Source organism: Roseicyclus marinus (assembly GCF_036322625.1).
Taxonomy (GTDB): Bacteria; Pseudomonadota; Alphaproteobacteria; order Rhodobacterales; family Rhodobacteraceae; genus Roseicyclus; species Roseicyclus marinus_A.
In genome coordinates this window covers 2,939,760-2,957,395 of the sequence record NZ_AP027266.1, presented here as the reverse complement: position 1 = coordinate 2,957,395, position 17,636 = coordinate 2,939,760, and the positions used below count along the sequence as shown (strand labels likewise).

Genomic DNA, 17,636 nt, shown 5'->3' with positions numbered 1-17,636 from the left:
CACATGGCACGCGACAGCTTTCTGTTCACTTCCGAATCCGTTTCGGAGGGGCATCCCGACAAGGTCTGTGACCGCATTTCCGATGCTGTTCTCGACGCTTTCCTGTCCGAAGAACCCGAGGCGCGCGTCGCCTGCGAAACCTTTGCCACGACCAATCGCGTCGTCATCGGCGGTGAGGTCGGCCTGTCCGACAAGGCGAAACTGGCCGAATACATGGGCCGGATCGAACAGATCGCGCGCGATTGCATCCGCGACATCGGTTACGAGCAGGACAAGTTCCACCACGCCACGGTCGAGGTGACGAACCTGTTGCACGAGCAATCCGCCCATATCGCACAGGGCGTGAACGCGTCTGAAAACAAGGACGAGGGCGCGGGCGACCAGGGCATCATGTTCGGCTATGCCGTCGACGAGACGCCCGACCTGATGCCTGCGCCGATCCAGTATTCCCATGCCATCCTGCGCCGTCTGGCCGAGGTGCGCAAATCCGGGCAGGAGCCGACGCTTGGCCCCGATGCGAAAAGCCAGCTGACGCTGCGCTACGAAGGCGGCAAGCCGGTCGAGGTGACCTCGATCGTGCTGTCGACCCAGCACCTGGACGAGGCGATGACCTCGGACGATGTGCGGGCCGTGGTCGAGCCCTATATCCGCGAGGTTCTGCCCGAGGGTTGGGTGAGCGCTGACACGCAATGGTGGGTGAACCCCACGGGCAAATTCGTGATCGGCGGCCCCGATGGCGATGCGGGCCTGACGGGCCGCAAGATCATCGTGGACACCTATGGCGGGGCTGCCCCCCATGGCGGCGGTGCATTTTCGGGCAAGGACCCGACCAAGGTGGACCGCTCGGCGGCCTATGCCGCGCGCTACCTGGCCAAGAACGTCGTGGCCGCCGGTCTTGCCGCCCGCTGCACCCTGCAGCTCAGCTATGCCATCGGCGTGGCCCAACCCCTGTCGGTCTATGTCGACACGCATGGCACCGGCGAGGTGGACGAGGCCCGCATCGAAAAGGCGATCCGGCAGGCCATGAACCTGACGCCGCGCGGCATCCGCCTGCATCTGGGCCTGAACCGTCCGATCTACCAGCGCACGGCGGCCTATGGCCATTTCGGCCGCGCGCCCGAAGCCGATGGCGGGTTCAGCTGGGAAAAGACCGATCTGATCGACGCGCTCAAGGCCGCTGTCTGATCTTGCACCACGGGTGGGGCGCAATCGCCCCGCCCGTCCTTTGCGACCGGCCCCTGCGCCCTGTCCGACCCCATCCAGAGAGTGCCGATGACCCCTCCGACCGAGCGTCCGCACCGGAATTTCTATGGCCGCCGCCGGGGCAAGCACCTGCGCGACAGCCAGGAAACCTATCTTCAGGAAGATCTCGACGCGCTGTCGCCCGGTCCGGTGGATTGGGAGGTCAATCCGGAGCGGGAAGACCTTGATCTGGAAGCGGTTTTCGGCGGGCGCGAGGTCTGGCTCGAGGTCGGGTTCGGTGGCGGCGAGCATATGGTGCACCAGGCCAGCCGCAATCCGCAGGCGGGCATCATCGGCTGCGAGCCCTATATCAACGGTGTCGCCATGTTGCTGGGCAAGATCCGGCGCGCGGGCGTGGACAATCTGCGCGTTTATCCCGGCGATGTGCGGGATATGTTCGACGTTCTGCCCGACGCCTCGATCGCCAAGGCCTTCTTGCTCTATCCCGATCCCTGGCCCAAGGCGCGCCATCACCGCCGCCGCTTTGTCACGCCCGAGCATCTGGAACCCTTGGCCCGCGTGTTGAAACCGGGGGCGGAATTCCGCGTGGCGACCGATATTCCCGATTATGTCCGCCAGACGCTGGAGGAAGTGCCGCAAGCGGGCTTCGACCTGCTGACGGCGGTTCCCGGGGGCTGGCACGTGCCGTGGGATGACTGGATTTCAACGCGTTACGAGCAAAAGGCGCTGCGCGAGAACCGGGTTCCGCATTACCTGACATTCCGGCGCAAGGGCTGACGGGACGGGTTTTGCTGCAGCAAAACCGTTGGGAAAACTGCAGTTTTCCTGCTCGAAAAACTCGAGTTTTTCGGGCGTTTCGCCCGGATCGGCGGGCGTTTTGTCGCCTTTGGGTTGCATCCTGAGGGTCTGGCCCGTTACCTCGGGCCAAGCCCCAGACAGGAGATCGCGCCATGCTCACCAACGACCAGCTTGCGAAATGGGATCGGGACCATTTCATGCACCCCTCCACCCATCTGGCGCAGCATGCGCGCGGCGAGGCGCCGGGGCGGGTGATCCAGACAGGCGAGGGCTGCTGGATCACGGACCGGGACGGCAACCGCCTGCTTGATGCCTTTGCGGGGCTTTATTGCGTCAACATCGGCTATGGGCGGCAGGAAGTGGCCGAGGCCATCGCGGAACAGGCGCGCGAATTGGCCTATTACCACGCCTATGTCGGCCATGGGACGGAGGCCTCGATCACGCTGTCGCGCATGGTGATGGAGCGCGCGCCCGATCACATGTCCAAGGTCTATTTCGGCCTTGGCGGCAGTGATGCCAACGAGACCAACATCAAATTGGTCTGGTATTACAACAACATCCGGGGATTGCCGCAGAAGAAGAAGATCATTTCGCGGTGGCGGGGCTATCATGGCTCGGGGCTCATGTCCGGCTCGCTCACGGGGCTCATGCTGTTCCACCAGAAATTCGATCTGCCCTTTGACACGGTGCGGCACACGACCTCGCCCTACTACTACCGGCGTGCGGACGTGACCCAGACGGAGGAGCAGTTCAGCGCGCAATGCGCCGCCGATCTGGAAGAGCTGATCGCGCGCGAAGGGGCCGACACGATCGCGGCCTTCATCGCCGAGCCGATGCTGGGGACGGGCGGCATCGTGCCCCCGCCCAAGGGCTATTGGGAGGCGATCACCCCGATCCTCGAGAAACACGATATCTTGTTGATCGCGGATGAGGTGGTCACCGGATTTGGTAGGTTGGGGTCGATGTTCGGCTCGCCGCATTACGGGTTGAAGCCCGATATCATGACCATCGCCAAGGGTCTGACGAGCGCCTATGCGCCGATGTCGGGGTCCATCGTGTCGAAAAAGGTCTGGGCGGTTCTGGAGCAGGGGACCGATGAAAACGGGCCCTTTGGCCATGGCTGGACCTATTCGGCCCATCCCATCGGGGCGGCGGCGGGGATCGCGAACCTGAAGCTGGTGGACAGTCTTGGGCTGGTGAAAAACGCCGGCGAAACAGGGCCTTACCTTACGCGGACCATGACGGAGGCCTTGGGCGAGCATGCCCATGTCGGCGAGGTGCGCGGCGAGGGGATGCTGACGGCGGTGGAACTGGTTCAGAACCGCGACACGCGGGCCGGGTTCGATGCTGCCGACAAGGTGGTGCCGCGCATCGTGGCGGCCATGGCGCGGCGCGGCGTGATCGCGCGGGCCATGCCGCAGGGCGATATCCTGGGCTATGCGCCGCCGCTCTGCCTGACGCGGGAGGAGGCCGACACGATCGTCACCGTCACCGCCGAGAGCATCGCGGAGGTTCTGGGCTGAGGCCGGAGATTGGTAAACGGGCCCGGAATATCCTGATGAAAGGTTAAATTCCGGGCCCGTTTCCTGACGAAAGCTTGGCGCGCCTTGCGGCCGTTTACCCCTTGTTCAGGATTGCGCGCATGGCGCGGATGCCGCCCTCGGTCACGCTGTGACCGGCCCCTTGGGTCACCTGCAAATCGACCAAGGCCCCCCGGTCGCGGAAGACGGTCGCGCTGTCCTCGGCGCGCTTGAGGGGGATGTGGGGGTCCTGGGTGTGGACCGTGATCGTCACGGGCAGTCCGGTCAGGTCGGTGTCATAGGCAAACCGCTTGGGCATCGCGCCATAGAGCGCGGCATCGGGGCCGCCCATCGCATCCGATGTGCCGACGAGACCCGCCGACAGCCCGAAAACCGCCGCAAGCCCACCGCGCCGCGCGGCATATTCGAGCGCGAGGCATCCGCCCTGGCTGAACCCCGCCAAGGCGATGCGGTCGGGGGTCAGCCCCGCAGTCAGTAGCGTAGCGATCGCTTCGTCCACGGCGGCCAGGCCTGCGTCGACATGGGGGGCCATGCCGCCCATCGGCGCGAGGAAGGAGGTGGGCCACCAGCTGCGGCCCGGTGCCTCGGGTGCGACCAGCGCGATGTCGGGCAGGCCGAGCGCCGCGCCAAGGCCAAGGATATCCTCGGCCCCCGCGCCGCGCCCGTGCAGGAGCACCAGACCCATCCGCGCCGTATCGGGGGACGCGCCCGCGCGAAGGACGCGGGTCATCGTGCCACCTGCAGCGGCGGGAGGACCTTTTCGATCCGGTCGCGGTAGGGTTCGTATTTCGCGGGCAGCATCAGCGCCTCGCCCAGGTGGGCGGGGTCTTCGTCCACGGCGAAACCCGGCGGGTCGGTCGCGATCTCGAAGAGCACGCCGCCCGGTTCGCGGAAATAGATCGCGTTGAAATACTGTCGGTCGATGACGGGCGTGGTGGGATGGCCCGCGCTGGCGAGCTTGTCCATCCAGTCGCGTTGGATCGCGTCGGTTTCGGCGCGGAAGGCGATGTGATGGATCGTTCCAGCGCCCTGCCGCCCGATGGAGGGCGCATCCGAGCGCATGAGGTCGATGACCGCGCCGCGCGCATCGCCCGGGGCCTGCAGGCGCAGGCGTTCGGTGCCGCCCGCCGTCTCGTGGCCTGTTTCCACGTAGCCGAAGATCTCGGTCAAAAGCCGCGCGGTGGGCGCGATGTCGCTTTCCCAGAGCGTGACGGAATGGAAGCCGTCGAGCGGCGCGTCGCTGTCGCGGGCGGTTTCGACCAGTTCGACCGGCGCGCCATCGGGATCGCGCAGCGTGAGGACGCGTTGCCCGAAGCGTTCGGTCGGGCCGTCGAAATCCACCGCATCGAGCGCGAGGCTTTCCATCCAGCCGTCAAAGCCGCCCTTGGGCACGGCATAGGCATAGGCCGAGGCCATGCCGGGACCGGCGCGGCCGGGGCCTGCATCGGCAAAGGGAAAGAAGGTCAGGATCGTGCCGGGGCTGCCCGCGCTGTCACCGTAATAGAGGTGATAGGTGCCGGGATCGTCGAAATTGACGGTTTTCTTGACGAGCCGCTGGCGCAGCCTGCCGGTGTAGAAGGCGAGATTGGCCTGCGGCGGGCCGGAGATGGCCGTGACATGGTGCAGGCCCGGAATTTTGCGGGTCATCTTGGGGTCTCCTGAGGCGATGGGGGGTGTTCCCTGGTTCGCTGGGGAAGATGGGGCGGATTGATTGCTGCGAAAATGCACATGAGCACAGGGGTGATGTGCCGGGATGCACGGAAGCTCGGTCGGGGCTCAGACACTGGGGCCTAGACACTGGGGGTGGTGTTGCAGGCCGCGAAGGCTGCGACCTCGGGCGCGGCGCCGGCGAGGGAGGCGGTCCATTCCGCATCGCCCAAGCGGAAATGGGCGGTCGTGTTGCCCGAGAGCCCGGCCAGCACATTGCCGAAACCCCGGTCGGTGACGGTGAGCGACAGGCCATCGGGCGAGAGGCTGTGGCGGTCGGTGGAGATCGTCAGTTCCGCCCCGCCCAGAAAGGCGATGGAGAAGATCGGGGCCTCGGGCCAGGGCGCGGGGGCGGTGATCGTGATGGTCCAGAGCGGCGGACCGGGATCATGGGTCAGGCGGATGTCGAGGCCTGCTTGCTCATGGGTGAGCGTGCAGAGCGCGCCATCGGTTCCGGCCTGCCAGGCGGCGGCGGGGCTGGCGAGGGCGAGGGCTGCGAGGGCGGCAAGGATCGGGCGCATGGGGCGAGGATAGGGCGTGGGAGGCGCGGGGAAAGGGGCGGCGCGGTTCTGCCCGTTTGGCGGGGGCGCGCAACTGTTGGTTGACTTGGTCCATCAACAGGCGGACGCTGGGCGCAGAGGAAAAGGGAGGATGTCATGCGTATCACGGCTTTTGCTTTCGCGATGGCGGCTGTGCCGGGGCTGGCCATGGCCGATGGCGTGGGGATCACGCCCGACATGATGTCGGCAAGCGTGCCGACGGCCACGGGGATGGTCGAGATCTCGCGCAACCAGGATAGCGCGCATCGGCTGGAGGGGGATTGGACGCTGACCTCGCGCCCCTGTCCGAATTTCTGCATCCAGCCGATGGTGCCCGCGCCCGGTGTGACGCCCGTGGGCGAGCTGGAGGTGATCGCGGCCCTGCAGGACCCGAATATTGTGGTGATCGACGGGCGCATCCGGCCCGAATTCGAGGCGGGCACGATCCCCGGTGCCGTGTCGGTGCCCTATAACGAGGCGGCGGACCGGTTGGGCGAATTGGGCTGCGAGGTCGATTTCGACGGGTTCATCTGCGAGGGGGATATCCCGCAGGTGGTGTTGTTCTGCAACGGCCCGTGGTGCGGCCAGTCGCCGACGGCGGCGCGCAACATGATCGAGGCGGGGTTCCCGGCGGAGAATATCTCGTATTACCGGGGCGGCATGCAGAATTGGCAGGGGTTGGGATTGACCGTGGTGCCGGGGGGCGCCGGGGGGTGATGTGACGTTGGGGGGGGGCGTAGGGTGGGCAATCTGCCCACCACCCCCGTCGACAATCCCACCACCACGGCTTGTCCAATCCACGAATTCACGCGGGTATTGGTGGGCAGATTGGTGGGCAGATTGGTGGGCAGATTGCCCACCCTACGGTGGCCGTGGGTGGTGGGCCGTGGGTGGTGGGCAGATTGCCCACCCTACGGGCGAGTCACCGCCCCCTTCTCGCCTTCCCACCCCGCTGCCCCGGGCGGCCGGCGGTTGAGCGGCCCTTCATCCTCTGGGCCTCGTCCACCGCTTCCTCCACCGCCGATTGCCGCGCCAAAGGGTCGTCGGCCACGGCCAGTTCCACCGCCTCCAACCGTTTGACCTCGTCCCGGAGCCGTGCCGCTTCCTCGAATTCGAGGTTCTCGGCGGCCTTGCGCATCTGGGCGCGCAGCCCGTCGAGATGGGCGGCGAGGTTCGCGCCCACCATGGGCTTGTCGACCTTGGCCGTGACGCGGTTCATGTCGGTGTCGCCCTGGTAGAGGCCCGCCAGAACATCCTCCACGTTCTTTTTCACCGTCGCGGGCGTGATCCCGTGTTCCTCGTTATAGGCGATCTGTTTTTGCCGCCGCCGGTCGGTTTCGCGCAAGGCGCGTTCCATCGAGCCGGTGATGCGGTCGGCATACATGATCACGCGCCCCTCGGCGTTGCGCGCGGCGCGCCCGATGGTCTGGATCAGCGAAGTTTCGGAGCGCAGGAAGCCTTCCTTGTCGGCATCGAGGATGGCCACGAGCCCGCATTCGGGAATGTCCAGGCCTTCGCGCAGCAGGTTGATGCCGATCAGCACGTCGAAGGCCCCGAGCCGCAGGTCGCGCAGGATCTCGATCCGTTCGATCGTGTCGATGTCGGAATGCATGTAACGGACGCGGATGCCCTGTTCATGGAGGTATTCGGTCAGATCCTCGGCCATGCGCTTGGTCAGCGTGGTCACAAGCGTGCGGAAGCCACGGGCCGCGACCTTGCGGATTTCGTCGAGCAGATCGTCTACCTGCATCTCGACGGGGCGGATTTCGACGACCGGGTCCAGAAGGCCCGTGGGGCGGATCACCTGTTCGACGAACACGCCGCCCGCCTGTTCCAGTTCCCATGCCGCGGGGGTGGCCGAGACATAGACCGATTGCGGGCGCATCGCGTCCCATTCCTCGAATTTGAGGGGGCGGTTGTCCATGCAGGAGGGCAGGCGGAACCCGTGTTCGGCCAGCGTGAATTTGCGCCGGTAGTCGCCGCGATACATGCCGCCGATCTGGGGCACGGTGACGTGGCTTTCATCCGCGAAGACGATGGCATTGTCGGGGATGTATTCGAAAAGCGTGGGGGGCGGTTCGCCCGGGGCGCGGCCCGTGAGATAGCGGGAATAATTCTCGATCCCGTTGCAGACGCCCGTCGCCTCGAGCATTTCGAGGTCGAAATTGGTGCGCTGTTCGAGGCGCTGGGCCTCGAGCAGTTTGCCCTCGCCCACGAGCTGGTCGAGGCGTTGGCGCAGCTCTTCCTTTATCCCCTTGATCGCCTGCTGCATCGTGGGGCGGGGCGTGACGTAGTGGGAATTGGCGTAGAGGCGCACCTTGTCGAAAGTGTCGGTCTTGTGGCCGGTCAGCGGGTCGAATTCGGTGATCGATTCCAGATCCTCGCCGAAGAAGGACAGCCGCCAGGCGCGATCGTCGAGGTGGGCGGGCCAGATTTCCAAGGAGTCGCCGCGCACGCGGAAGGAGCCGCGCTGGAACGCCTGGTCGTTGCGGCGGTATTGCTGGGCCACGAGATCGGCCATGACCTTGCGCTGGTCATACTGGCGGCCCGCGAACAGATCCTGGGTCATCGCGCCATAGGTTTCGACCGAGCCGATGCCGTAGATGCACGAGACCGAGGCCACGATGATCACGTCGTCGCGTTCCAGAAGCGCCCGGGTCGCGGAATGGCGCATCCGGTCGATCTGTTCGTTGATCTGGCTTTCTTTCTCTATGTAGGTGTCGGAGCGTGCCACATAGGCTTCGGGCTGGTAGTAATCGTAGTAGCTGACGAAATATTCGACGGCGTTTTCGGGGAAGAACCCTTTGAATTCGCCGTAAAGCTGGGCGGCGAGCGTCTTGTTCGGGGCGAGGATGATCGCGGGGCGCTGGGTTTGTTCGATCACCTTGGCCATGGTGAAGGTCTTGCCGGTGCCGGTCGCGCCCAGAAGCACCTGGTCGCGGTCGCCGCCCAGAACGCCCTGCGACAGTTCGGCGATGGCGCGGGGCTGGTCGCCTGCGGGTTTGAATTCGGTCTGCATGACGAAGCGCCGCCCGCCTTCGAGCTTGGGGCGGGCGCGGACCGCATCGACCGACAGGCCGGTGTCGGGCATCGATTGGGGGGAGTTGTTGTGCATCGCGTGGGCCTCCGTCACCCCTGCAAATTGACCTGATCGGGCCGAGGTTCAACCCCGCAGGCCGGGGGCGGGGCATGGTTAACGGTGGCTTTCGAAATCCGCGACAATTTTTACAACTTTAAGGAGAAAATTTCGTTGCGCGGCCCGGGGGGGTTGTCGTAGATTTCAAGGGCAAGCAGCAGATGTGGTTGCCGGTCGGGGTCGAACCACCCACCCACCCCTCGCTCCCTCGGCGCCGGTCGGCAACCCTCTCCTGCTTCGCGTTTTCCTTTTTCCGCCGACGATGACCTGCGCCCCGCGACAGCTTGGGGTGTGGACAAGCGCGCGGCGCTTTTCCATAAGGCGACAAGCGATCTTGACCGGGATGAGATGACCATGCGCGCCCGTATCTACAAACCTGCGAAAACCGCCATGTCCTCGGGGACGGCGAAGACGAAGGAATGGGTTCTGGAATTCGCGCCCGAAGCCCCGCGCGAGGTCGATCCGCTGATGGGCTGGACATCGTCGTCGGACATGAACAGCCAGGTGAAGCTGCGGTTCGACACGCTGGAGGCGGCGCAGGATTACGCCAAGGCCCATGGGATCGAGGCGGTGGTGCTCAAGCCCAAGGCGCGCAAGCCCAACATCCGGCCGCGCGGCTATGGCGAGAATTTCGCCACCGACCGCAAGGGCGCCTGGACGCATTGAACGGTGTGAACAAAACGGACCGAGCGCGCGCTGGCGGCGTGGCGCAGGGCCGGTGGTCTCTTTGATCTTTCCCTGATAGCGTCCGGGTTGGCGCATCCGTGTGGCGTTTGGGTGCGCGGCGGTCTGGGGTGTGGCGTGGCGGGATGCCTGCCGCCGACAGGGCCGCGTGCAATTCGGGGCTGGCGGCGATGCCGTATGTCCCGAGGGGTGCAAACCTTCCTCCCGGATCAAGGGTATTGTGACAGATCTTTGTTTTTACCTAAGGCTTGGTGCCCGCGTTCGGGGAGGTTCGATTGCGGCCCTTTTCAAGAGGGGGAATGGCGCGGCCAGAATGGCCTGACGCCCAAAGAGCTGAAGCAGAGCAGGGGTGAGACGTCTTGACGGACAGGAGATCCATATCGCCGATCAGTGCCATCGTGACCGATGGCAGCGGGGATCTGATCACGCACAAGGGCGCGAATTTCGGGGAGTTCCTGGAATACGGGCGGACGCCTTTCGCGCGGGTGTCCGAGCTGGTTTCCAGTTTTCCGCATCGTCTGAAGATCGGCGGGGAAACCGCGACGCTGGACGATCTGCGCAAGGCGGTTCTGCGCGGGACGCTTGGCCCCGGGGCGCTGGAATTTTTCCTCTACCAGGAGAATGCATCGGGCGGCACGGCGCGGATGTCGGTCCTGCCCATCAAGCTTTCGCATCACGATGCGGTCGTCTGGATCTTTGAATGGGTGGGGGAGGTGCCCCAGTGGATCCTCGACCGTCTGCCCAAGCTGGGGGATGATCCGATCGCGTCGGTGGCGGTCGTGCCTTACAGTTACATCACCTATGCCGATGACCCCGATGGCATGGGCGAATTTCATTTCGGTCCGCAATGTCGCGATATTTTCGGCCTGACTGCCGAGGAAATCACGCGCGACCCTGCACGTGTCTGGGCGCTGGTTCTGCCCGAGGACATCGACGGCCTCATGGAGGCGCGCAGGCGGTCGATGACCGAGAAAATACCCTTTCAGGCTCATATGCGGATCCGGGTCGGCAAGGGCATCAAAACGCTTTATGCCGAGACCTATCCCAAGGAACGTGAGGACCGCGCGACCGTCTGGGACGGTGTGATCATCGACGTGACCGCCTACAACCGCATTCGCGCCGAGGAAGCCGCAAGCCACGAGCGCGATCTGATGGTGGCGCGCAATCTTGGCCAGATGGTCGAGCGCGAACGGGTCATCGGCGAATTGCATGACGGGCTTGGGTCGATCTTGCTGGAGCTGAAATACCGGATGCGCAACGACGCGACCCCGGCACCGGAGCTGCGCGAACTGGTGGATCATGCCGTGGATGAATTGCGGCTGATCGTGATGGCGGCGGAACATGCCAACAAGCCCTTCGTCGATGCGCTGATTGCGCTGTGCGAGCGGTTGGCCGGGTCGTTTTCCGATACGGCGCTGCGGCTGGAATGGGAGATCGACGTGGGCGACCGGTCGATCCTGACGAAAAAGCGGGCGCTCAATTGCCTGCGGATCGTGCAGGAGCTGGTGGCCAATGCGGTCAAGCATTCCAAGGCCACGCTGGTGCGGGTGACGGCACTGGACCTGACGGGGAGCAGGATCCAGATCTGCGTCGAGGATAATGGCACCGGTATGCCGACAGGGTCCAAGCGCCAGCAGGGTCTGGGCCTGATCAGCGTGGAAAAGCGTGCCCGGTCGCTGGAGGCGGAATTCGCCGTGGAGACGGGCGAGACGGGGACGAAGGTCTGCGTCACGGTGACGATCTAGCGTGCGGGGAAACGGGTTTTCCGCGCTGTCGGATGGCCGCGCGGATGCAGGATGGCTGTCAGTGCGGTCCGTGTTTGCGGCTGGTCTTGGCCCCTAGATCGGGCGGGTCTGTCGGGCCGAAGCCTGTTGCGAGCAACAGGCGGTCGACCACGTTGCCGGTCACGGGGCCGGGATGGACCTGGCCCGATCCGGTTTCCGCCTCGGTCAGGGCGAAGCCTTGCATGTTGGTGGCGATGATCGCGCATCTGTCGCGATGGTCGGCCATTTCGGCGCTGTCGAGGAGGTCGTGGATCTTGTCCATCTCGTCCCGGCTGCGGCATTCGAAAATGACGCAATCGAAGGTTTCGCGCCCGAGGCGCGCGGCGGCATCGGTCAGGTCGAGGAAAAGCGCCACGTCATGGCCGCGCTTTTGCAAGAGCATGGCCATCGCCGTGACGTTCGCGGGATCCGCGCCGATCACGAGCGCCCTGAGGGGGGTTGTTGCGTCCTTGGACGAGACCTTGCGCATATCCATCGCGGTTGCCTGGGTTTGCGTGGGAAAATGCCCACGGACCAAGGCCTTGTCTCGCTGGAGGCAGGCATGGGGACAATGCCCCAGTTCAGGGGTGACGCCCTGTCAGCCCTCTGATCCCGGCGCGGTCGGGGCATCATGGACGCGCGGGGCCGTGCCCTATTCGAACAGGCCCAATTCATGCGCCGCCGCCGCGGCCTGGCTTTGGGAATGCACGTTGAGCTTGCGATAGAGGTTCTTGGAATAGGTCTGCACGGTGGACAGCTGCAATTCCATGATATGGGCGCATTGGGCGTAGCTGTTGCCCTTGCCGATCAGTTCCAGCAGGCGCAGTTCCTGCTTGGACAGATTGGGAACGGGTCTGCCGCCGGCGGATTTCCGGTTCACCGACAATTCGACGAGATAGCGGGCGATTTCGGGGCTGATGGGATAATTGCCTTCGAGCACCTGCTGGATCGCGGTCGCGATCGCGATGGAGCTGTCATCCTTGAGGATATAGCCCGATGCGCCCGCGCGGATCGCATTGATCACCTGGTCGCGGGAATTGAGCGAGCTGATCACCAGGGTCGAGATCTCGGGGAAGGATGTGCGGGCATGCGTGATGACATCGACCCCCGGCATGTCGGGCAGGCCGAGGTCGACGAGCATCAGGTCGGGTTCGCGTTGTGCCTTCTTGAAATACTGGGTGGCGTCGTAGCCGTTGCTGAAGGTCATGACCGTGGCATGCCACGGCAGATGGGAGACGGCTTCGATCATGGCTTCCTGCCAGATCACGGAATCTTCCACGAGGATAAGACGTTTCATGCGCGCTGGTGTCCAAAGGGATAATGGGCCCCCGGGGGTGGGAGCCAAGATGGATAATTCTTGTGACAAGCGGATACTGGGAAAACTACGCGCGAGTGGCCTGATGAAAATTCGCCGCCCGCAGAGTCAACATACGGGGGGCTTGGGCTGCGCACAATCGGTCAGGGAGACACAGGTAGCGCGATGGGGCGGCCGGGACAGGACGAGACTGCGGTTCCCGCGCCGCGCAAGGCACGGAGGGTGGATCGCGCGCCGGAAACCGGCCCTTTGCGCCGTGATCGCGTGACGCGGGAGGCCCCGCCCACCCCGCCCCGGGGGGCGGTTCAGCCCCCGTTCAAGGGCTGTTCGCGCGGGGCGGTGACCCCGCCCTCTGCCGCCTCTTGGCGCGACCAGGTGACGAATTCCGGGACGTTCAGGGGTTTTGCGATGAAGAAGCCCTGGAGGATATCGGCCCCGAGGGCGGCCATCATGTCGACGGTTTCGCGGGTTTCCACGCCTTCTGCGATGGTCGCGATATCGAGGCGGTGACACAATTCGGAGATCGTGATCAGGAAGGGCGAGGGGCTGGCTGCATCGGTCGTTCCCTCGATCACGAGGCGCTTGTCGATCTTGACGTAATCGGGGTTCAGGGCGAGCAGCGTGGTCAGGGAGGCATGGCCGGACCCGAAATCGTCGACGGCGAATTTCACGCCGAGATCGCGCAATTCGGCGATGCGCGCGAAGACATCCTGGTGGGAACAGCTGAAATCCGTGGCTTCGAGAAGCTCGAAGATGAGTTCGCCCGGATAATCGGGGAGATTGGCGACGTCGGCGATCAGATCGGGTTGGGTCAGGCGCTCGACGCTGATGTTCATGGACAGGCTGGGCAGCACGATCCCCTGCCGGGCAAGGGTTTTTGCGGCCTCGACGGCCTGTTTCATCATGATCCTGTCGAGCTCGGGCAGAAGGCCGAGTTCGGTCGCGACGGGGAGGAATTCCGGCGGAGACAGCTCTCCGCGCTGCGGATGCCACCAGCGCATCAGCACTTCGGCCCCCGACAGGGTTTCGCTGCGCGCACAGACCTGCGGTTGCAGACGGATGCCGATCTGGCCCTGTTCGATGGCGATGGTGAGGTCATCGGCCAGATGCTTCTTTTGCTCGGATTTCACGCGCATCTCGTGGGAATAGAGCTGCGACTGGTTGCGCCCGGAATTCTTGGCCGCGTAGAGGGCGATGTCCGCATCCTCGAGCAGCCTGTGGGCTGCCGACAGCTTGCCGATGGCGATGCCGATGCTGGCCGTGTAGCGGATCGTCATGGTCTTGTAGGGCACGGGTTCCCGGCATAGCGCGAGAATCCGCTCGCTCATGGTCTGGGCGCGGTTTTCCAGATCCGCGCCGCACAGGATCATCGCGAATTCATCGCCGCCGATGCGGGCGACATAGCCATCCGCGCCGAGGGCGGTTTCCAGCAGGGTGGCGACGGTCTTGAGTAGGTGATCCCCGCCGGTATGGCCCACCACGTCGTTGACCATCTTGTATTGGTCGATGTCGAGCAGCAGGACCGCTGTCGGCGCATCCTCGCGATACCGGGCGGCGAGCGCATCGACGTGATAGAAGAAGCCGCGCCGGTTCCCGATCCCCGTGAGCGCATCGTGGGTGGCGTCGTGTTCGATGCGCTCGAGCGCATCCTTGAGCGCCATTTCGCGGGCGATTTCGCGCGTGATGTCGAGATTGACGCCGATCATGTGTTTCGACCGGCCATCGGGCCCTTCGGTGATGCTGGCGGAGGCCTGGAGTGTCCGTTCTTCGCCCTGCGGGGTCAGGATGCGGAATTTCGCGGTGAGATCGGTTCCGGTTTTGACAGCCTTTTGGAAGGTGGCGATGGTGTTGGCCATATCCGCCGGGTGAAGCCTTTCGCGCCATGCCTCGAAGGTGGCGGGAAAGGTCGCGGGATCCGTGCCGTAGCACCGGTGCATCAGCGCATCCCAGACCACCTTGCCCGAGCTGATTTCCAGGTCCCAGATGCCGATGCCGCCGGCGCTGGTGGCCAGGCGCTGACGTTCTTGCAACAGGCGCAATTGCCGAGCGTCCGCGCGCACCCTGCGCAACATCACGCGGCCGCGCAGGAAGATGAAGAGCATCAAGGCCGACAGGATGCCCGTGAGGCTTCCGACGAATGTCCCCGCCTTTGCCGCCTCGGCGTCGATCTCGTCCGTCGGGCGCGAGACGATGACGCCCAGACCCTCGTGGCTGGTCCGGACGACGAAGGCGGTTTGCCCCGGTATCGGCAGGCCGTGGGGCAGGTCGTCGATGTGCTGGGTCCCGATGTCCAGAGCCGCGCTGCCGATGCGCGCCTGGGGTGCCAGCAGCGGGTGTTCGAGGTCGAGGTCGAAGACGCTGCCCGTTTCGAGGGCCAGCAGGTGCAAGTTCGTGCGCGCGCCCAGCGTCTGCCAGGCGTCAGGCTCGAAATACCCGTATTCCACGCTTGCGGTCACGACGCCCCGTAGCACGCGGTCGGTGTCGAGGATCGGCGCACTGACCGGCAGCACCCATTGGCCGTCGAATTGCGAAATGATCGGTGCGCCGACGAAATAGATCCTGGACGGGTCCGTCACGATCTCGCGGAAATAATCGCGGAACGACACGTCCGTGCCGACCGCAGCCCCCCCGCGGCCAAGGTCGGCGGCAATCGTGCCCGACATGTCGATGATCAGCACGGTCCGGAAATCGCGCCATTCCTCGGAGAGCTGGGGCCAGAGCTGTACGGCGCTGTCGGCCATGTTGTCGGGATCGATGTTGGCGGCCACCGTCGTCACCGCAAGCCGCAGGTTCCGGGCGAGCAGTTCGACCGTATCGACCGCCAGAAGGGCATCGCGGTTGAGGTCGGACACGATCGCCGCCTTGTTGCGCGCGGTGTCCCTGACGCCGACCGCGACGCCGAGAATGCAGCCGAGCATCACGCTGAGCAGCAGGGCTTTCCACAGGTCGTTCAACATGGACATCGACCCATGCGCCGGAGGGCCATGAAAGATCCCGCCACGGGGCAGGACCCGGCCCCATCCATGGGGTGCGGGTATCGCAAGCTGCGGGTGTCCGCCGGGGCAGATTTTGTGCGCATCGTGGAAGGCAGCCTTTCCTGATCCGTCAAAGCCGAGGCATGGCCCCGAAAGAAGCCGGTGCCGCCGAAGGTGTCTGGTCTTGACGCACAGCAAGACGCGCAGGCGCGTTGCCCTGCCGTCACGTGCAAGACATCGATGGGGCGCACACCCCCGCAGGGTTCGAGCCGCGCAATTCGCTTCAATTCCATGCGCGGACACGGCACCTGTTAAGGCACTGATTATGGCGTCGACCGGATCAGGTGATGAAAATCACTACGGCGACTTTCGAGCCAAAGTCATTTTTGAAAACTTTATACGAAATTAAAAACACCGAGAGTATGGATAATCCGAAACTTAGAATGTACAAATGGTCAAAAAAGACAATAATTGCACTTTTGATAATTCCTTAATACGGCGGCCGAACCGCGCCGTAAGGCAGGATTGGTCGAATGGATCGCGCTGTTCCAAACCCCCACGCGCCCGCAGGGGCAGAACGGCATGCCGTCGCCCGCTGAGCTTGGGATCGGATGGCCGAAACGGCGCGAAAGGGGGGCGCACGACAGCAGGGGCATCCTGGTCCATTGCAACGCCAAGCCCCGCAACCGCGAAACCGGGCCGGTTCCGCCATCATTTCTGCCGCCTGTCAGAGCTGCAGGACGACCGTATCGAGTGTATCTTGAGACGGGGTTTGTGCCTGCTCGGTCTGAAGCTTGGGCAGGTGTTGCTGCCAGAAGGCCGACATGTGCAGGATCGAGGTCACGACATCGTTGACTTCGGAGGCGCTGGTGATGCCCTTTGTGGCGATGAAGCGGACATAGGTGATGTCGCCCGAGGCCGCATCGATGGCCAGCGCCCCGCCGCCCGAGGTTTCGGCATCAAGATTTGCCTCGAGCAGATCGGCGTAGGAGCCGCGGAACTCCGACGTGCTCATCAAGGGCACGCGGCAGGCCAGGGTGTAATCGTCCGTTTCGACCGAGAAGGTGAGTTTGTAGGCCCCGTCCACGACGATCGCGGCTTGCCCGTCTGCATCGGGGGCAAGGTCGCTGAGGCCGGTGGATGACGCAAGCGCCGCGATGAATTCCTTGCAGTTCACAGAAAAGATCCTTTGCATTTGGCGGGCCGGGGTTTTGTCCCGGCCCTGCGCATGGAAACATGGTGGTGGCAGGCATCAGCCCTGGGTCTTGAGCTGGTCCGATGTCGGCATGCTGGCGAACATCTGGCTCAACTCGGCCTGCAGGGTCTGGACCGCGGGCAGGATGAAGGCGCTGCGCACAGCGGCGAGATCCGTGTTCATCCCCGGCCGACGGTCTTGGGCATCCGCGATGTCTTCGACCGTTTGTTCCTGGAATTGCCCCACGAGGTCGATCGCCGTCTTGATCCCGTCGCGCAGCGTGTCGGTTCTGCCGGCGGTCAGTTCGGTCATCTTCGTGGTGAGCGTCTCGACGTAATTCTCATCGCCCGACTTGCGGGCCAGGGTCATGAGCTTGTTGAGCGTCGAGACATCCGGGTGCGGCTTGCTCAGCTCGGTCAGGAGCCCGCGACCGGCCTTGGTCATGGTGGCGTCGAGCTTGTCCGACTTGGCCTCGGCCTTGGCGGTTTCGACCTTGGCCTGCCAATTGTCGAATTTCGCGGCAATGTTGGACAGGAAGGATTTGATCGCGGAAAAGACGCTGCCGTGCTTGGCGGGTCTTTCGGCGGGTGCGCCGGCGGCAGCGTCCTTGCCGCCGATGCTGCCCGTGGTGAGCTGGGTTTGTGCGATTGCGGGCGACGGCCCTCTGACTTCTGTGACTGACATGGCACTCTCTTTCCTGAAGCTTTGAGCCAGTCTCGCCGCATTTCGCGCCGGGGGCTGTGTCAAATCTCACTGGCTGCAGGGCGTGTGCCGATGAAG

General features: G+C 64.5%; 15 protein-coding genes. 6 read left to right on the top strand and 9 right to left on the bottom strand.

Annotated elements, in window-relative coordinates; all coding sequences use genetic code 11:
• Positions 1-3: 3 nt before the first annotated feature.
• The 3 genes from metK (at position 4) to AABA51_RS14205 (ending at position 3,524) form a co-directional block, all read left to right on the top strand.
• On the top strand, positions 4-1,185 hold the full coding sequence (metK, locus tag AABA51_RS14215; protein WP_338272649.1) for a methionine adenosyltransferase: 1,182 nt from the start codon (positions 4-6) through the stop codon (positions 1,183-1,185).
• Between the two features lie 87 nt (positions 1,186-1,272).
• Entirely contained in the window at positions 1,273-1,980 is a 708-nt protein-coding gene (gene trmB / locus AABA51_RS14210; RefSeq protein WP_338272648.1) for a tRNA (guanine(46)-N(7))-methyltransferase TrmB, read from the top strand.
• A gap of 173 nt (positions 1,981-2,153) precedes the next feature.
• Complete coding sequence (locus tag AABA51_RS14205) at positions 2,154-3,524, top strand: aspartate aminotransferase family protein (RefSeq protein WP_338272647.1); 1,371 nt, start codon at positions 2,154-2,156, stop codon at positions 3,522-3,524.
• A 94-nt stretch (positions 3,525-3,618) separates the two neighbouring features.
• On the opposite strand, the gene AABA51_RS14200 is transcribed toward AABA51_RS14205, so the two are convergent.
• The 3 genes from AABA51_RS14200 to AABA51_RS14190 all read right to left on the bottom strand — a co-directional run bounded on the left by AABA51_RS14200 (position 3,619) and on the right by AABA51_RS14190 (position 5,770).
• Entirely contained in the window at positions 3,619-4,272 is a 654-nt protein-coding gene (locus tag AABA51_RS14200) for an alpha/beta hydrolase (RefSeq protein WP_338272646.1), read from the bottom strand.
• On the bottom strand, positions 4,269-5,189 hold the full coding sequence (locus AABA51_RS14195; protein ID WP_338272644.1) for a ring-cleaving dioxygenase: 921 nt from the start codon (positions 5,187-5,189) through the stop codon (positions 4,269-4,271). The genes AABA51_RS14200 and AABA51_RS14195 overlap by 4 nt, the downstream gene beginning before the upstream one ends.
• Positions 5,190-5,332: 143 nt before the next feature.
• Positions 5,333-5,770, bottom strand: a complete 438-nt coding sequence (locus AABA51_RS14190; RefSeq protein ID WP_338272642.1) for a hypothetical protein — start codon at positions 5,768-5,770, stop codon at positions 5,333-5,335.
• 135 nt (positions 5,771-5,905) lie between these two features.
• On the opposite strand from AABA51_RS14190, the gene AABA51_RS14185 reads away from it, so the two are divergent.
• Positions 5,906-6,505: a rhodanese-like domain-containing protein gene (locus AABA51_RS14185; RefSeq protein WP_338272640.1), complete on the top strand. Its 600-nt coding sequence runs from the start codon at positions 5,906-5,908 to the stop codon at positions 6,503-6,505.
• Positions 6,506-6,710: 205 nt separating this feature from the next.
• On the opposite strand, the gene uvrB is transcribed toward AABA51_RS14185, so the two are convergent.
• Positions 6,711-8,903, bottom strand: a complete 2,193-nt coding sequence (gene uvrB, locus AABA51_RS14180; protein WP_425328817.1) for an excinuclease ABC subunit UvrB — start codon at positions 8,901-8,903, stop codon at positions 6,711-6,713.
• A gap of 375 nt (positions 8,904-9,278) precedes the next feature.
• On the opposite strand from uvrB, the gene AABA51_RS14175 reads away from it, so the two are divergent.
• Both AABA51_RS14175 and AABA51_RS14170 read left to right on the top strand, forming a co-directional pair.
• Positions 9,279-9,590 carry an ETC complex I subunit gene (locus AABA51_RS14175; protein ID WP_338276614.1) on the top strand — a complete coding sequence of 104 codons (312 nt, stop codon included), beginning with the start codon at positions 9,279-9,281 and terminating at the stop codon, positions 9,588-9,590.
• A 416-nt stretch (positions 9,591-10,006) separates the two neighbouring features.
• Complete coding sequence (locus AABA51_RS14170; protein ID WP_338272639.1) at positions 10,007-11,353, top strand: PAS domain-containing sensor histidine kinase; 1,347 nt, start codon at positions 10,007-10,009, stop codon at positions 11,351-11,353.
• A gap of 58 nt (positions 11,354-11,411) precedes the next feature.
• Here the strand turns inward: AABA51_RS14170 and AABA51_RS14165 are convergent, their stop codons facing one another.
• The 5 genes from AABA51_RS14165 to AABA51_RS14145 form a co-directional block, all read right to left on the bottom strand.
• Positions 11,412-11,867 carry a hypothetical protein gene (locus AABA51_RS14165; RefSeq protein WP_338272637.1) on the bottom strand — a complete coding sequence of 152 codons (456 nt, stop codon included), beginning with the start codon at positions 11,865-11,867 and terminating at the stop codon, positions 11,412-11,414.
• Positions 11,868-12,023: 156 nt separating this feature from the next.
• Entirely contained in the window at positions 12,024-12,668 is a 645-nt protein-coding gene (locus AABA51_RS14160) for a response regulator transcription factor (protein ID WP_338272635.1), read from the bottom strand.
• A 323-nt stretch (positions 12,669-12,991) separates the two neighbouring features.
• Positions 12,992-15,649, bottom strand: coding sequence for a bifunctional diguanylate cyclase/phosphodiesterase (locus tag AABA51_RS14155; RefSeq protein WP_338272634.1), 2,658 nt, complete (start codon positions 15,647-15,649; stop codon positions 12,992-12,994).
• A 739-nt stretch (positions 15,650-16,388) separates the two neighbouring features.
• Complete coding sequence (locus AABA51_RS14150; RefSeq protein ID WP_338272633.1) at positions 16,389-16,838, bottom strand: type III secretion system chaperone; 450 nt, start codon at positions 16,836-16,838, stop codon at positions 16,389-16,391.
• A 75-nt stretch (positions 16,839-16,913) separates the two neighbouring features.
• Positions 16,914-17,540, bottom strand: coding sequence for a hypothetical protein (locus AABA51_RS14145; RefSeq protein WP_338272632.1), 627 nt, complete (start codon positions 17,538-17,540; stop codon positions 16,914-16,916).
• Positions 17,541-17,636 lie beyond the last annotated feature (96 nt).

Bases quoted from the DNA above. Each gene is read 5' to 3' on its own strand.
- AABA51_RS14165 (WP_338272637.1), bottom strand. From the start codon at position 11,867: ATGGATATGCGCAAGGTCTCGTCCAAGGACGCAACAACCCCCCTCAGG.
- uvrB (WP_425328817.1), bottom strand. From the start codon at position 8,903: ATGCACAACAACTCCCCCCAATCGATGCCCGACACCGGCCTGTCGGTC.
- AABA51_RS14155 (WP_338272634.1), bottom strand. From the start codon at position 15,649: ATGTCCATGTTGAACGACCTGTGGAAAGCCCTGCTGCTCAGCGTGATG.
- AABA51_RS14205 (WP_338272647.1), top strand. From the start codon at position 2,154: ATGCTCACCAACGACCAGCTTGCGAAATGGGATCGGGACCATTTCATG.
- trmB (WP_338272648.1), top strand. From the start codon at position 1,273: ATGACCCCTCCGACCGAGCGTCCGCACCGGAATTTCTATGGCCGCCGC.
- AABA51_RS14190 (WP_338272642.1), bottom strand. From the start codon at position 5,770: ATGCGCCCGATCCTTGCCGCCCTCGCAGCCCTCGCCCTCGCCAGCCCC.
- AABA51_RS14185 (WP_338272640.1), top strand. From the start codon at position 5,906: ATGCGTATCACGGCTTTTGCTTTCGCGATGGCGGCTGTGCCGGGGCTG.
- AABA51_RS14145 (WP_338272632.1), bottom strand. From the start codon at position 17,540: ATGTCAGTCACAGAAGTCAGAGGGCCGTCGCCCGCAATCGCACAAACC.
- metK (WP_338272649.1), top strand. From the start codon at position 4: ATGGCACGCGACAGCTTTCTGTTCACTTCCGAATCCGTTTCGGAGGGG.
- AABA51_RS14200 (WP_338272646.1), bottom strand. From the start codon at position 4,272: ATGACCCGCGTCCTTCGCGCGGGCGCGTCCCCCGATACGGCGCGGATG.
- AABA51_RS14175 (WP_338276614.1), top strand. From the start codon at position 9,279: ATGCGCGCCCGTATCTACAAACCTGCGAAAACCGCCATGTCCTCGGGG.
- AABA51_RS14195 (WP_338272644.1), bottom strand. From the start codon at position 5,189: ATGACCCGCAAAATTCCGGGCCTGCACCATGTCACGGCCATCTCCGGC.
- AABA51_RS14160 (WP_338272635.1), bottom strand. From the start codon at position 12,668: ATGAAACGTCTTATCCTCGTGGAAGATTCCGTGATCTGGCAGGAAGCC.